Here is a 13,794-nt window from a genome sequence, read left to right as displayed (position 1 = left end):
CGTTTCGGCGTTGCGAGCACGTCGGACGAACACCGGACGCGCCCCGCCGCGTTTCGGGGGCTGCTCGAGAGGGCCACGGGTTCTAGGGTGGTTCTCGTGCGGATCCTGATCTCTGCGGACATGGAAGGCGCCACCGGCGTGACCGGTGTCGACGACGTGATCGCGGGCACCGAGCCCTGGCGGCGTTTCCGGGAGCTGTTCACCGGCGACGTCAACGCCTGCGTGTCCGGCCTGTTCGCGGCCGGGGCGACCGAGACGCTGGTCAACGAGGCCCACTCGGTCCAGCGTCACCTGCTGCTCGAACGGCTCGACGGGCGCGCTCGGATGCTCACCGGCAGGCACAAACCGCTGTCGATGATGGAAGGCGTCGATTCGGGAGTGGACGGTGTGGTCTTCCTCGGCTATCACACCGGAGCGGGCGCGGAGGGCGTGCTCTCGCACACCTACATGGAGAGCGGGTTGTCCGGGGTCTGGCTGGACGGTATCCACGCCAGCGAGGGAAGGCTGAACGCCGCGTTGGCCACCGAGCACGGAGTGCCCGTTCTGCTGGTCACCGGTGACGACCTCACCTGCGTGGAAGCCGGTTCCTACGCTCCGGAGTGCCGGACCGTCCCGGTGAAGGAATGCGTGAGCAGGTACGCGGCCGTCTGCTCCACTCCGGAGCGGACGAGTTCCGCGATCAGGACGACGGCGTCCGACGCCATGGGACTCGCCGGCCGTGGCGAGGGCGAGGTCGAGCCACACCGGGTCGAGCTGGAGTTCACCGGAACCCACCTCGCCGCCGCGGCGGCCCTCGTGCCCACAGTGGAGCAGCTGTCACCCCGACGTGTCGGTTTCGACGCCGCGGACATGACGACGGCGATGAAAACCTTCAAGGTGATCACCACCGTGGCCTCCAAGGCCGCCCAGGACACGTACGGGTGAGCCTCGCCCGCTGGGGCACGAGCCACGCGGTGCGAACGTTTCGCGCGTAACCGGTGGGCACCCGTTCACTCGCCCCAGCGGGCCTGCTGCCAGCCCACGTTCTCCGGGCACTCACCGCTCCGCACGAACTCGTCGAGCGCAGCGCGCAACTCGGTGAAGCCGACGACCGAACTGCGCGGAAAGGTCAAAGCGCTGCCCAGGTCGAAACGCAACACCGGCGCCTCCGCGGACTCCCGCGAACTGCGGGTCTGCCAGGAGTACAGCTGCCCGTCCTCCTGCTCCTCGGTGAAGTTCAGCGCCCCCACCTCGTCGTCGGCGGACGTCACCACCCGGACCTGCCGGTACGGCCCCGGAACCCCGTCGTCCTCGTAGGGCCGGTCCCAGACGTAGAGGTGGCAGGCACTCCCCTGCCGCGGCGGACGGAGCAACCGCTCGACCAACGCGTGCTTGTGCTCCTCGTCTTCGGCGTACTCCCGTTCACCGTCGACCACCCCGGTGGCGACCATGATCCCCAGCTCCGTGTTGCGCGCGCCGGTCGCCTCGGCGCGGAACGCGTCGAGTTCCGCGCGGGCCTCCCGCAGCGCGCGCAGGGTCGCCCCCTGGTGGTAGACCAGATCGGCCCAGTACGAGTGCTCCATCACCCTGTTCAGATCGGAGTAGGCGGACTCGGTGGTCTCGATCAGTTTGTCCACTTGGTCCAGCGGAACATCCGTCAGCCGGGCGAACACCTCCGAGAGGTTCTCCGGGGCAGCGGACTCGTCGTGCGACGGCGGATTCGACATGCTTTCCCCGTGTTTCAATCCGTGTACCCGATTCCCTGGTGGCACCGTTCGAACCTCTCCGCCACCGGGCTGTGGTGATCATGTTGCCAGCTCGGTTCGCCACGGTGGCGAGGCGGTGACCGAATCGCACCAACGACATCCGAGTGGGAACGGTACCGGCCGCTTCGTGCTCCGCGGACCCCAGGTGGGGAGGCCGTGCGGCCCGAACGCGGTCTCCGCGCCGGAGGCGTCCGCCCACGCGGAGTGATCCGCCACACAACTCCCCGCCGGAAGGCGGTTCCTGGGAGCATCGATTCCGCGAGAGCATCCCGGACGATCGAGGTTCTCCGCTCGGGGTGCGTGGCGATGCGGGCGGCGGAACCTCCCGCGGCGGCGCCGGACCGCTCGGACGGTCGTTCGGCGCCGGGAGCGCCGAAGCGCCGCGCCGATCGCCGACACGACGGAAAGACATCAGTGAGAGGACGGCATGCCGGACGGTTCGCACGCACGCAAGCACGCCGAGCGGAGTCTGCACGACCTGGATCGGGTGGTCGAGCACAACGGAGCGGCCCTGGGGGAGGCCGCGAAACTACTGATCGAATGCGTCTCGGCCGACGGTCTGGTGTTCACCGCCGGGGCCGGGCACTCGCTCGCCGGGGTCCTGGAAAGCTTCTACCGGGCAGGCGGACTGGCCGCGGTGCGTCCGCTCTACCACCCCGATCTGCTTCCGCTGCACGGAGCGGCCACCAGCACGGCCACCGAACGCAGACGAGGGCTCGCGGAGGAAACACTGCACGAGGCCGGCTTCGACGGCGGCACCGACGTGCTGGTGGTCTTCTCCAACTCCGGGATCAACCCCTACCCGGTCGAACTGGCCGCCACCGCGCGGGCGCGGGGGTCCGAGGTCATAGCCCTCACCTCGAAAGCAGCGGCGGAGGGCGCACCACGCCGCACGGACGCGGGCACCCTGAGCGAGCAGGCGACGCTGGTGCTGGACACGCTGGTACCGCCCGGGGACACCACCTACCCCGAGTCCGGCCCCGTGACCGCGCCCGCTTCCTCGCTGGCCAACGTGTTCCTGTGGAACCTGCTCATGGTCGAGGCGTACGAACGAGCCGACGAGGACGGGATCTCGCTGCCCTGGTGGCGCAGCTCGAACGCCCCGGGCGGTGACGAGGCCAACGCGTCCCGGCTGGAGCACTACTCCGGGCGGATCACGCGACTGCGCTGAGCCGGAGCGGCGGACTGCCCGGTTCGGACGACACGGCGGAATGCCTCAACTGGTCCAGACCGGATGTCGTCCGCGAGACCGCCCGCTCGCCCCGGGACCGAACCGCTCGACGACCGTCGATCGTCCGAACGCCACGAAACGGCCCGCACCGACGCGAAGGTCACCGATCCGGAGCGGTGGCTCCGCTCAGCTCCCCGAGCCTGCGGAGCTGAGCGGCCCGCTCGGCGGCGAGCTGCTGCTCCGGGTCCTCGGCCTCACTCGCCTGGGAGAGCAGTGCGAGAGTCTCCCTGACGGCACCGTGCGGCGCCTGCGCGATGGCATCGGCCAGCCGATCGGTGGCCGCCTCCAGCTCAGCCGGTTCGACCACGGAATTGGCCAGCCCGACGCGCGATGCCTCCTCGGCCGGAACGTCCCGTCCCGTCAGACACATCTCGGTGGCCCGGGAGTAGCCGACGGTCTGCACCAGCGGGAGCGTTCCACCGAGGTCCGGCACCAGACCGAGACTCGTCTCGGCCATGCGGAACACGGCGTCGGAAGCCAGCACCCGCATGTCACAGGCCAGGGCCAGCTGGAACCCGGCACCGATGGCATGCCCCTGAACGGCGGCGATGGTCACCCGTTCCGGATCACGCAACCAGCTGAATCCCTGCTGAAACGCGGCTATGTCGGCATCGGCCTGCTCCACCGGCCGCGATGCCAACGAGAGCAACCCGGGAGAACCGTCCACCTCCGCGGACTCGAACAGCCGACGGTCCAGCCCCGCGGAGAACGCCCTGCCCGCCGCTTTGATGTCGACGACGCGCACCTCTTCGGCGAGGTTCTGGCCGATTTCGCGCAACGCCCTCCACGTGTCCGGCGTCTGCGCGTTGAGCTGATCCGGCCGGTCGAGAACGATCGTGGCCCGGGCCCCACTGATCGTCAGTCGGACGTGCCCTCGGTCAAGTACACCGGGATCAATTGCCGATTCCGTCAAACGGTCCTCCGTCGCGATACACCACAGCGGTCGACGATGGCCACCAGCCTAGAGGACCGATCATGTCGTCGCGATCGGAGTCCGTAATCTTCACCGGCCGTTCGGGCACGGCGTGCCCGGCGCCAACAGCGTGCCGGGCACGCCGCACAGCTGCGAATGCTATTTCTTCTTGGATCGGGTCGCTCCTCCGCGCCCGCGCAATTGCACTCCCGACTCGACCAGCACGCGGTGCACGAAGCCGTAGGAACGGCCCGTCGCCTCCGCGAGTGAACGAATGCTCGCCCCCTTCTCGTACTTTTTCTTGAGATCGCTGGCCAGCTTGTCTCGTGCGCTTCCTGTGATTCGCGCACCCTTCTTTAGATCAACCACAGTGTCCCCGCCTTCCCCGTACAGGTAGGGCCGCTCACGACCCCTGTCAAGCCAATGATCGAACAGGAAAGCCGGAAACGCCAGACGACCTCGGCAACAGATCCCCCGGTGAAGCCGAATATATTCCTATTGATCTTGAAAATGCGGTATGGAGCACCGAAAGCCAAGATCAACAATTCGCTTCGAATATGCCCCGGGCCGTTCCGTCAGGGATTGACGAGGGAAAAAGGAGCGCTCGGCACGGCCCGCGGGCCCTGTCGCGGGCCCTGTCGCGGGCCCTGTCGCGGGCCTTCTCACCGCCGGTGCGGACCGGGCGGATGCTGCGCGGCCGGCTGCGACGTCCCGAAGCGGCGGAAGCAGCTTTCACGAGGCTCGCCCGCCGGCACCGCCGCGAACGAACCGAATCGACGAGTTCCCGCCAGGGACTTCCAGCGAAAGGGTTCCGTCCAACGCAGGCGCTCTGAGCCTGGGCGGTCGGCACCGCCGCGGGTTCTCGGTCGAGTGCCCGGCGAGGACGGCCCCGACGTCGTGTGGGGCTACCCGATGTCGGGGCCCCCGCGGCCGGGCGCCGACTGAGGTTCCGCCAAGTGACCACCCACGCGAGCCGACCAGCGAGCTCGGTCAGGCCAGTTGAACCAGGTCCATGTACTCCTCGGACCAGTGGTCCTCACTGCCGTCCGGAAGCAGGATCACCCGCTCCGGCTCCAGCGCCTCGACGGCACCGGGGTCGTGCGTCACGAGCACGACCGCGCCCGTGAAGCTGCGCAGCGCGTCCAGCACCTGCTCCCGACTCGCCGGGTCGAGGTTGTTGGTCGGCTCGTCCAGCAGCAGCACGTTCGCCGAACTGGAGACCAGACCGGCCAGCGCGAGCCGCGTCTTCTCCCCGCCGGAAAGCGTGCCCGCTGGCTGCTTGAGCTGCTCACCGTTGAACAGGAAGGCGCCGAGCAGCGTGCGCAGCTCCTGCTCGGGGGTGTTCGGAGCCACCCCCCGGATGTTCTCCCAAACGGTGGTATCGGTGTCCAGGGTCTCGTGCTCCTGCGCGTAGTACCCGATGCGCAGCCCGTACCCCGGCTGGACCTCACCGGCGTCCGCGGACTCCACCCCGGCCAGCAGCCGCAGCAGGGTGGTCTTGCCCGCGCCGTTGAACCCGAGCACCACCACCTTCGAACCGCGGTCCACGGCGAGGTCCACCCCGCTGAAGATCTCCAGCGAGCCGTACGACTTGGACAGCCCCTGAGCCGTCAGCGGAGTGCTGCCGCAGGGAGCGGGCGAGGGGAAGCGGATCTTGGCCGTCTTCTCCGACGCCTGCTCCTCGTCGAGGTTGGCGAGCATGTCATCGGCACGCCTGGCCATGTTCTTGGCCGCCACGGCCTTGGTCGCCTTGGCCCCCAACTTGTCGGCCTGAGCCTTGAGGGTGGCCGCCTTCTTCTCCGCGTTCGCCCGTTCCCGGCGCCTCCGCTTCTCGTCGTCGGCACGGGCTTCCTGGTAACGACGCCAGTTCATGTTGTACACATCGGCCTCGCCCCGCACCCCGTCCAGGTACCAGACCTTGTTGACCACGGCGTCGATGAGCTCCACGTCGTGGCTGATGACCACGAGCCCCCCGTCGTGGGCCTTGAGGAAGTCCCGCAGCCAGTTGATCGAGTCGGCGTCCAGGTGGTTGGTGGGCTCGTCGAGCAGCAGGGTCGTGTTGGACGCTCCCCCGGGGCCGGCTTCCGAAGCCGCGAACAGGATGCGGGCTAGCTCCACCCGCCTGCGCTGACCACCCGAGAGAGTTCCCAGCGACTGGTTGAGCACCCCGTCCGGCAGACCGAGGTTGCCGCAGATCCGGCCCGCCTCCCCCTCCGCCGCGTATCCACCCCGCGCGGCGAACCGCTCCTCCAGCTTGCCGTACCTGCGGATGGCCCGGTCCCGCTCCTTGTCGTCGACGAGCTCGGCCATCTCCGACTGGGCCTTGTCCATGTCCCGCAGGATTCGATCCAGCCCACGCGCGGACAGCACCCGGTCCCGCGCCGTCACGGAGAGATCCCCTTCCCGCGGGTCCTGGGGCAGGTAACCGATCTCGCCATGCCGGGTGATCTCGCCCCCGTAGGGCTCCCCCTCACCCGCCAGCACGCGCAGCGTCGTGGTCTTGCCGGTACCGTTGCGTCCGACCAGCCCGACTCGGTCACCGGGTTGGACGCGCAGCGCCGCGTCCGAGAGCAGTATGCGGGAACCGGCCCTGAGTTCGAGGCCATTCGCAGAGATCAACGAAAAACTCCGGATCGAGACGTATGGGGCTACAGATTTGCAGACGGCAACAGCCGTGACGAGCACGCGCTCCGCCGGCACGGAGTCGCGGGCCGCACCGACGGCGACCGAAAGAGGGTCGTACCGAGCTCGCGGACCCCACGACACGACATCACGAGTTCGCGCGGGGAGGGACCGCGGGCCGCGACCACTCGCGGGAGCGGCCATCCGCGCTCGACGAATCCACGAGCACGGAGAAAACGGCCGGTCACGAACCGGGACGAGTATACCGGCCACGACCGCGGAGCCGACAGGTATTTGTCGCCCGGAACTCACGAGCGCCTGCGCGGGCCCGAAGGCTCCGGACCGGGCGAAGCAGCGCTCCGCGGCACACGACCATCACTCCGGGGGCTCGCGAACCTCCACCTCCACGGCGCTCGCCCGCCGCGCCGCCTCCTTGAGCACGCTGAGCCTCGGTTCGGCCACCTCCAGCACCCGCGGCTCGGCCAGGGACAACAGCCGCGACAACCGGCTGTCCTCCTCCAGCTCGGAGAGCGCCCGCCGGTCACCCCCGAGCACCACCCCGTCCAGGGACTCGCGCTCCGGAAGCAGCACCTCGGCCACGGCCTCGGCCGCCGAGTCCACGGCCTTGCGGGCCTGGCCCGCGCGTCTGCGCGCATAGCGCTTCTGCGACCAACCTCCGGCCTTGTTCCTGCCCTGCACGTAGTGGCGATCGGTGGAGGAGGACACGATCCGCTCCCCCTCCGCGACACCGACGCTGTGCGCGCCGTGCCGGACCAGAACCAGCCCCGTCCGCCTCCGGCGGGACACGTGCGCGACCAGCCCGTCGACATCCAGCCCGGACGATTCCCCGTGCGGAGGTGCGAGTTCCTCGAAAGGGACCCGCACCCGGGCGGTCGCACCGTCCTCGGCCAGCACCCGGACCTCGCGCGGGCCCACCGAGGTCGACTCGGCACCCCCGTGGTTCCCCACGAACCGCTCGAACCAGCCCGGAAGCCTCGCCGGCTCCACCTCCACCGCTCTGCCGCCACCCGGCAGCTGTCTCACCTTGCTCACAGGACGAAGGTGTCAGACCACAGCTGGGTGGTTCGACCGGACAGGGACTCCAGCAGCGCGGCGGCCTGCTCGTCGGTCAACGAGGCGACGAAGTCGATGACCGCGCGCCCCCTGGCCATCCGCTCCAGCCTCTCCCGTTCGGGAACCTCGTCCACGGGACCGTTGCTTCTCGAGCGGCCCAACAGCTCGGGGTCCTGCACGCTCACCGCCTCGAGCTCGGCCGCGGCGTGCTCGAACAGGTCGCGCAGCCGATGCGGCAGCCGGGCGGACTCGCTGCGGTCGATCAGCCATTCGTCCAGCGCCTGGACCAGCTTGCTCAACAACCTGTCCTGACCGCGCTGGTGCAGCGCGAGGTCCGGACGTTGCAGCACGAAGCGCCGGTGCACGAACTTCAGTATCTGCACCTCGTGCCACTGCTCCGTGTCCAGGGTCACGTGCCCGGAGCGGGTGGTGGGATCGGCCTCCACCCGCACTCCTTCCACCAGACGCCGGGTCCAGTTCCCGGAAAACGCCGCGACCGCCTGCTCCGCCTGCTTGGAGCGGTCGAACGGCTGTTCCAGCAGCTTGGTGACGAGATCGGACTGAACCTTCTTGACCGCGTTGACGAACGCCTCGTCGTCGGCGATCCAGGAATCCTTGGAACGCAGCCTCCTGCGCAGGCTCTCCAGGGAGTACCCCGGGGCCTCGATGCCACGCTGCAGCGCGTGTTCGTCGATGCGGGCCAGCTCGACGCAGCGACCGAGCCACTCGGTCAGCTCCGTGGAAACGGTGGCGTGCTGCAGGATGCCCACACGGTGGAAATCCTCCAGGTCGTGGATCGCGTAGGCGATGTCGTCGGCGGTGTCCATGACCGAGGCCTCAACGCTCTGCTGCCAGCTCTCCAGACGGCCGGAGAACACGGACCTGCAGTCGAGCATGTCGTCGAGCTCGGTGCTGTAGCACGAGAACTTCGAGGCCCCCGTCTCCGGCGCGTCCTCCGGCTCGGAGGCCCCGCGCGGCGGTACCGGCAGCGAACGCGGATGCGGATCGGGGCGGGACAACCGCGTCCACGGGTACTTCAGCAGGGCGGCCCGCATCGCCGCGGTCAGGTCCAGGCCGTCCCCTCCACCCCCGCGGACGTCGATGCTGCTGACGATGCGGAACGTCTGGGCGTTGCCCTCGAAGCCGTCCACGAGCCCGAAGCGCTGACGCGCGATGCGGTCGAGAACCCGTTCACCGAGGTGCCCGAACGGAGGGTGCCCCAGATCGTGGGCGAGCCCCGCTCCCTCCACCACGTCGAGGTCGCAGCCACCGAGCCGGTTCATCGTGTCCCGACCGGCCGCGTCGCCGAGCAGGTTCTCCCCCAACGCCCGCGCGACCTGGGCGACCTTGAGGCTGTGGGTCAGTCTGTTGTGCAGCAGCAGGCCGGAGCCGCTGGGACTGACGACCTGGGTGACCCCGCCGAGACGCGCGAAGAAGGCGGAGCCGGAGACCCGGTCCCGGTCCGCGCGGAACGGGCTGGAGGCCAGATCCGACGACTGGTGCGGTGTCCCGTGCTCCTCGACTCCTCCCGTTCCGGTGCTGCTGCGCCGTGCGGTTCGCCCGGTTGGCGGATCCTTTTCCATGCCGTCACGCTATCTTCTGCCGACCCGGGGCGAGCACCGCTCGTCGTTCGTGTCGGCCCGGCCGCTCTCGTCGGGTGGGGACATCCCGCACTCCACCGGGGATCCCGACGGGAGCGCCGGGGTCCCCGCCGATTGGAGGCACGATGACGGATGTACTGGTCTGCGGAGCGGGCCCCGCGGGGAGAGCACTGGCCGCCGCCTGCGCCGACATCGGGCTGGGCGTGACCCTGGTCGATCCCGCTCCGGACGAGTGCTGGCCCCACACCTACGCGCTGTGGCGCGCGGAGCTGCCCGCGTCCCTCGGTGACGAGGTCGTGGCCACCACGGCCGGGAGGATGACGGCCGTCGGAACCCGCGCCCATTCCCTCACGGGCGAGTACTGCGTGCTGGACAACGCGGAGCTGCACCGCCGGTTGCGCAGAACGACGGTCCGCGAGGTGACCGGAACCGTTCACACGCTGGAGCGAACGGGAGACCGACGAACGGTCCGGCTGCGGGACGGGCGTTCGCTTCGGGCCGCGGTGGTGGTCGACGCCACGGGAGGCAACCGGACCCTCTGCGGAGGACGGCCGGCCCGCACGGCCAGCGAGCAGACCGCCGTCGGCGTGGTGGTGGACGAACCGCAGGCCCGACCGCTGGCCACCCCGGAGCAGGGGATTTTCATGGACTGGCGCCAGGCACCGGGCAACGACGGCTCGTGGCCGAGCTTCCTCTACGCGGTGCCCTGGCCGGGCAACCGGATGCTGCTGGAGGAGACGGCGCTGGCGCGTCGTCCCGGTCTGCCGTTGAGCACGCTGCGCGGTCGGCTGCGGAGCAGGCTGCGCGCGGCCGGTGTGCCCTTCGCGAAGGGCACGCACGAGGAGCGGGTCCGCTTCGCGCTGGACGACCCCGTTCCCGAGTCCGGACGGACGGTTCCGTTCGGGCTGGTTCCCTTCGGCGCCTCCGCGGGACTGATACACCCCGCCACGGGATTCAGCGTGGCCACCGTCCTGCGGCTGGCCCCGTTCGTCGCAGGTGCCCTGTCCGACGGCCTGGAGCACGGTCCGGTGACCGCGGCCCGCGACGCCCGCTCGGTGATCTGGCCCGGCTCGGCCCTGCTGAACCGCGTGCTGCAGCTGCGCGCCGCCGAAGGGCTGCTCGCGATGCCGCCCGAGGTGGTCCCCCGTTTCTTCGACGTGTTCTTCACGATGCCCGCCGAACGACGCCACTCGTTTCTCACTTCGACGAGTGACCCCGGCGGCAGCAGCGGGGCGATGACGGAACTGTTCCGCCGTTCTCCCTGGTGGCTGCGCCACCGGCTGGTTCACGGGGGCCTGTTCGGGCACGGTGTGCTCGGAAGCGGCGGAGGCAGGAGGCCCCGGGACGGGACGCGCCCCTGAGCCTCCTTCCCCACGCGGGCCGGGACCTCCCGGAACCGGCGGCGCAGCGTGTCCCCCCGTGATCGGTCTGTTGTGTGGATCGCCACATCGCACACCCCTGATTGCTGTCACGGCGGGAACGAACGCGCTATGTTGTCGCAGGACGACCAGTAGGACTTCGTTGACTCGGCTGCCCTGGTGGTCGCCGGACGAAATCCTTCCACCCGCTCGCGGAAGCAGGGTCTCGACATCGGGTAACGACCTACGCGCCGGTCGAGGACGCCCTCGCGAGAGCACGACGCGGAAGACCCCGCGGTGGTGCCTGCGAGCTGGGGGGATGTTTCGGTGCTCTCCGCTCCGAAGCACGAGCTCGAGGACTCCGAACGAGCGCTGTCAGGCAGGAGCGTTGATATGTCAGTGAACAGCTGGTGAACGGACTCGCTGAGAAGGCATGAATCCGGGCAGTATCGACCACGTGCTTGGGCCCGCCAACGACGTGCGATTCGCGTTCCAGCCACTGATCAACATCCGCACCGGCGCGGTGGTGTCCGTGGAGGCGCTCGCCCGTCCCGCGGACGGGCACATCACCGACCTGTTCCGCGAGGCCGCCCGCGACCGGCGGGTCGGTGAGCTGGACGTAGAACTGGCCGTTTCAGCCGTGGACCGGGTTTCCGAGCAGCAGTCCCTGCTGCCGCTGCACCTCAACGTCTTCGGCGGGACGGTCGCCTACGAATCCGATCGGATGCGCGCGCTGCACGACAAACTCGCCGAGGTCGGACGCCGCGCCCCCGAGATCACCCTCGAACTCAGCCCCCCGTTCGCCAGGTTGGAGTTCGACAAGCTCCGCACCGAGGTCGAACGGTTGCGCTCCCACGGGTACCGGATCGCGATCGACGGGATCGGTGAGGGGGACGTCCCGCTCAAGCTGATCACGGACCTGGGGCCGGACGCCATCAAACTCGACCCCGGAGTGGTGCAGGGGCTGCCCGACGACCCCGGAAGCACCGCTCTGCTGAGGTCGCTGCGCGGCCTGTGCGAGGCGACCGGAGCCGTGCTCATCGCGGAAGGCGTGGAGAGCGAGCGTCAGCTGGACGCGCTCCGGCAGTCGGGGGTCCGGACGGTCCAGGGCAACCTGTTGGCCCCGGCCGCGCGGCGGCCGCCCACGTCCCTGCAGATCACGGAACCCGCCGCCGAGATCACCGACGCCCCCGCCGACTCCGTGCCGACGCCTTCCGGCCCCCGGGTCACCGATTTCCTCTCCCCGGCGACCATGCTGCCCTCCGATACCACGGCGGACTCGGTGCGCGGGGTGCTGTCCGATCACCCAGAGGTCAGCGGTGTGGTGCTCGTGGACCAGTACAACAGGCCCGAGTACTCCATCGACCGCAACCGTTTTCTGCTCGCCGTCACCGGCCCCTACGGTCACGCGCTGCACGCACAACGACCCGCCGCCCGGCTGGCCGACGAACCCAGGGTGGTCAACACCGCCACCACGGCGATGGAGGCCCTGAACCTGGTCAGCGGTTCCGATCAGACGAGGGTGCACGACGACGCCGTGGTCGTGGACGAGCAGGGCAGGTGCCTCGGGGTGGTCCGCGCGGTTCATCTGATTCGCGGCATGGCGGAGTTCCGGGCGGAACAGGCCGCCGCGCTCAACCCGCTCACCAGACTCCCCGGCAGCGACGCCATCCAGCGCGATGTGGACTCGCGGATCGCAGGCGGCGAGGTCTTCGCGCTGAGCTGGCTGGACATCGACGGTTTCAAGAGCGTCAACGACAACGCGGGCTTCTCCACCGGGGACGAGCTGATCCGCTCGGTCGGCAGGAGTCTCACCGACGCGGCCACCGCCCTGGACTCGGTGCGGGTCGGGCACGTCGGCGGGGACGACTTCCTGCTCGTGGCGAACCTGGACGATCTGGTCACCCTCGCCGAGATGGTCCTCGACCCGCCCCGGGAAGCCGGGGGGATACGGGTGGGCCTCTCCCTGTCCACTCTCGTGTGCACCCAGAGCGGGACCGCCTCGTACCAGGAGGCCTCCCGGATGCTGGTCCCGCTGAAGCAGCAGGCCAAGTCACTCGTCGGGTCCAGCTGGGTGATGTCGCGGATCGGCTCGGACCGTGTCGACGTGCTGCGTGGCCACGAGGACATACCGGAGCAGACCGAGCCGGTGTTCCCGGACCGCGATCCGGACCCGCCCCTCGGCGGTTCGGGCGGGCCGCACAACGGGCGCCGCCGGGGGAACCTCTGACGGCTCCCCGGTTCGGGGCGGAGGCCGCCGCGACGAGAACGGACCCCGGGAAACACCTTCCCGGGGTCCGTGCGGGGATCGCTTCAGTTCGCGGGAGTCCCGCCTTCCACGGCCACTCGACTCACAGCGTGAAGCCGAGGGCCCTGAGCTGCTCCCGTCCCTCCTCGGTGATCTTCTCCGGCCCCCACGGCGGAATCCACACCCAGCTGATCTGGAAGTCGTTGACCAGACCGCCACCGGGTCCACCGGTCAACGCGGAGCGCGCCTGCTCCTCGATGACGTCGGTGAGCGGGCAGGCCGGGGACGTCAGCGTCATCTCGATGGTCGCCGAGTTGTCCTGCTCGACCTGCACTCCGTACACCAGACCGAGGTCGACCACGTTGATTCCCAGCTCGGGGTCGACCACGTCGCGCATGGCCTCCTCGACGTCCTCCTTCGAGGCCAGCTCGGCCGCTGCCGTCGCGGTCTCGGGCATGCCCTCGGCCCCGCGAACCACCTCGTCGGCGCCTTCCTCCGTGGCGACCCCGCCCGTGCGGGATTCGTTCTCAGTACTGGTCATGACGCTCCCACCTCATCGACAACGCGCGATACGGCGTCCCGGAACGCCATCCACCCCAGCAGGGCGCATTTGACCCGCATGGGGTACTTGGCGACTCCTGCGAAGGCGACACCGTCCTCCAGGACGTCCTCGTCGGGTTCGACCTGGCCGCGCCCCTCCATAAGCTCGGTGAAGGCGGCCTGCTTGTCCAACGCCTCCTGCAACGGACGTCCGACCACCAGATCCGTCAGCACCGAGGTAGCGGCCTGACTGATGGAACAGCCCTGTCCGGAGTAGGAGACGTCCTCGACGGTGGCCTCCGTTCCGGTACCGGTCAAGTGAACGCGTAACGTGACCTCGTCACCACAGGTCGGGTTGACCTGAAACGACTCGGCGTCGAACGGTTCCCGCAGACCGTGCCGATGCGGATTGCGGTAGTGGTCCAGGATGATCTCCTGGTACATCTGTTCGAGCTGCATCAC

12 protein-coding genes are annotated in these 13,794 nt (G+C 69.5%); 4 read left to right on the top strand and 8 right to left on the bottom strand.

Features of this window, described 5'->3' with window-relative positions; all coding sequences use genetic code 11:
• The first annotated feature begins 96 nt into the window (after positions 1-96).
• Positions 97-924 (top strand): M55 family metallopeptidase, encoded by an 828-nt coding sequence (locus tag FHR84_RS01805; protein ID WP_179533656.1) that lies wholly within the window; start codon positions 97-99, stop codon positions 922-924.
• Positions 925-989: 65 nt separating this feature from the next.
• On the opposite strand, the gene FHR84_RS01800 is transcribed toward FHR84_RS01805, so the two are convergent.
• Positions 990-1,706 (bottom strand): Imm1 family immunity protein, encoded by a 717-nt coding sequence (locus FHR84_RS01800; protein WP_179533655.1) that lies wholly within the window; start codon positions 1,704-1,706, stop codon positions 990-992.
• 466 nt (positions 1,707-2,172) lie between these two features.
• Between FHR84_RS01800 and FHR84_RS01795 the strand changes: the two genes are divergently transcribed.
• Complete coding sequence (locus FHR84_RS01795; protein ID WP_179533654.1) at positions 2,173-2,916, top strand: sugar isomerase domain-containing protein; 744 nt, start codon at positions 2,173-2,175, stop codon at positions 2,914-2,916.
• Positions 2,917-3,076: 160 nt separating this feature from the next.
• Here FHR84_RS01795 and FHR84_RS01790 read toward each other — a convergent pair whose 3' ends face one another.
• The 5 genes from FHR84_RS01790 to FHR84_RS01770 all read right to left on the bottom strand — a co-directional run bounded on the left by FHR84_RS01790 (position 3,077) and on the right by FHR84_RS01770 (position 9,168).
• Entirely contained in the window at positions 3,077-3,889 is an 813-nt protein-coding gene (locus FHR84_RS01790) for an enoyl-CoA hydratase/isomerase family protein (RefSeq protein ID WP_179533653.1), read from the bottom strand.
• 159 nt (positions 3,890-4,048) lie between these two features.
• Positions 4,049-4,258 (bottom strand): helix-turn-helix domain-containing protein, encoded by a 210-nt coding sequence (locus FHR84_RS01785; RefSeq protein ID WP_017975887.1) that lies wholly within the window; start codon positions 4,256-4,258, stop codon positions 4,049-4,051.
• Positions 4,259-4,879: 621 nt separating this feature from the next.
• Positions 4,880-6,508 (bottom strand): ABC-F family ATP-binding cassette domain-containing protein, encoded by a 1,629-nt coding sequence (locus tag FHR84_RS01780; RefSeq protein WP_179533652.1) that lies wholly within the window; start codon positions 6,506-6,508, stop codon positions 4,880-4,882.
• 378 nt (positions 6,509-6,886) lie between these two features.
• Positions 6,887-7,564: an acVLRF1 family peptidyl-tRNA hydrolase gene (locus FHR84_RS01775; RefSeq protein WP_179533651.1), complete on the bottom strand. Its 678-nt coding sequence runs from the start codon at positions 7,562-7,564 to the stop codon at positions 6,887-6,889.
• Complete coding sequence (locus tag FHR84_RS01770; protein WP_179533650.1) at positions 7,561-9,168, bottom strand: deoxyguanosinetriphosphate triphosphohydrolase family protein; 1,608 nt, start codon at positions 9,166-9,168, stop codon at positions 7,561-7,563. The genes FHR84_RS01775 and FHR84_RS01770 overlap by 4 nt, the downstream gene beginning before the upstream one ends.
• A gap of 143 nt (positions 9,169-9,311) precedes the next feature.
• On the opposite strand from FHR84_RS01770, the gene FHR84_RS01765 reads away from it, so the two are divergent.
• Both FHR84_RS01765 and FHR84_RS01760 read left to right on the top strand, forming a co-directional pair.
• Positions 9,312-10,547: a lycopene cyclase family protein gene (locus FHR84_RS01765; protein ID WP_179533649.1), complete on the top strand. Its 1,236-nt coding sequence runs from the start codon at positions 9,312-9,314 to the stop codon at positions 10,545-10,547.
• Positions 10,548-10,977: 430 nt separating this feature from the next.
• Positions 10,978-12,774, top strand: a complete 1,797-nt coding sequence (locus FHR84_RS01760; RefSeq protein ID WP_179533648.1) for a GGDEF domain-containing protein — start codon at positions 10,978-10,980, stop codon at positions 12,772-12,774.
• A 121-nt stretch (positions 12,775-12,895) separates the two neighbouring features.
• On the opposite strand, the gene FHR84_RS01755 is transcribed toward FHR84_RS01760, so the two are convergent.
• Positions 12,896-13,333 carry a metal-sulfur cluster assembly factor gene (locus tag FHR84_RS01755; protein ID WP_179533647.1) on the bottom strand — a complete coding sequence of 146 codons (438 nt, stop codon included), beginning with the start codon at positions 13,331-13,333 and terminating at the stop codon, positions 12,896-12,898.
• On the bottom strand, positions 13,330-13,791 hold the full coding sequence (sufU, locus tag FHR84_RS01750; RefSeq protein WP_017975895.1) for a Fe-S cluster assembly sulfur transfer protein SufU: 462 nt from the start codon (positions 13,789-13,791) through the stop codon (positions 13,330-13,332). Before sufU ends, FHR84_RS01755 begins: the two co-directional genes overlap by 4 nt.
• Positions 13,792-13,794 lie beyond the last annotated feature (3 nt).

Source organism: Actinopolyspora biskrensis (assembly GCF_013408175.1).
GTDB classification, from domain to species: domain Bacteria; phylum Actinomycetota; class Actinomycetes; order Mycobacteriales; family Pseudonocardiaceae; genus Actinopolyspora; species Actinopolyspora biskrensis.
The sequence above is the reverse complement of the archived record's forward strand: the minus strand, read 5'-3'. Positions and strand labels throughout refer to the sequence as shown.

Excerpts from the sequence above, each read along its gene's own strand:
- FHR84_RS01800 (WP_179533655.1), bottom strand. The coding sequence starts at position 1,706 with ATGTCGAATCCGCCGTCGCACGACGAGTCCGCTGCCCCGGAGAACCTC.
- FHR84_RS01795 (WP_179533654.1), top strand. The coding sequence starts at position 2,173 with ATGCCGGACGGTTCGCACGCACGCAAGCACGCCGAGCGGAGTCTGCAC.
- FHR84_RS01770 (WP_179533650.1), bottom strand. The coding sequence starts at position 9,168 with ATGGAAAAGGATCCGCCAACCGGGCGAACCGCACGGCGCAGCAGCACC.
- FHR84_RS01765 (WP_179533649.1), top strand. The coding sequence starts at position 9,312 with ATGACGGATGTACTGGTCTGCGGAGCGGGCCCCGCGGGGAGAGCACTG.
- FHR84_RS01760 (WP_179533648.1), top strand. The coding sequence starts at position 10,978 with ATGAATCCGGGCAGTATCGACCACGTGCTTGGGCCCGCCAACGACGTG.
- FHR84_RS01755 (WP_179533647.1), bottom strand. The coding sequence starts at position 13,333 with ATGACCAGTACTGAGAACGAATCCCGCACGGGCGGGGTCGCCACGGAG.
- sufU (WP_017975895.1), bottom strand. The coding sequence starts at position 13,791 with ATGCAGCTCGAACAGATGTACCAGGAGATCATCCTGGACCACTACCGC.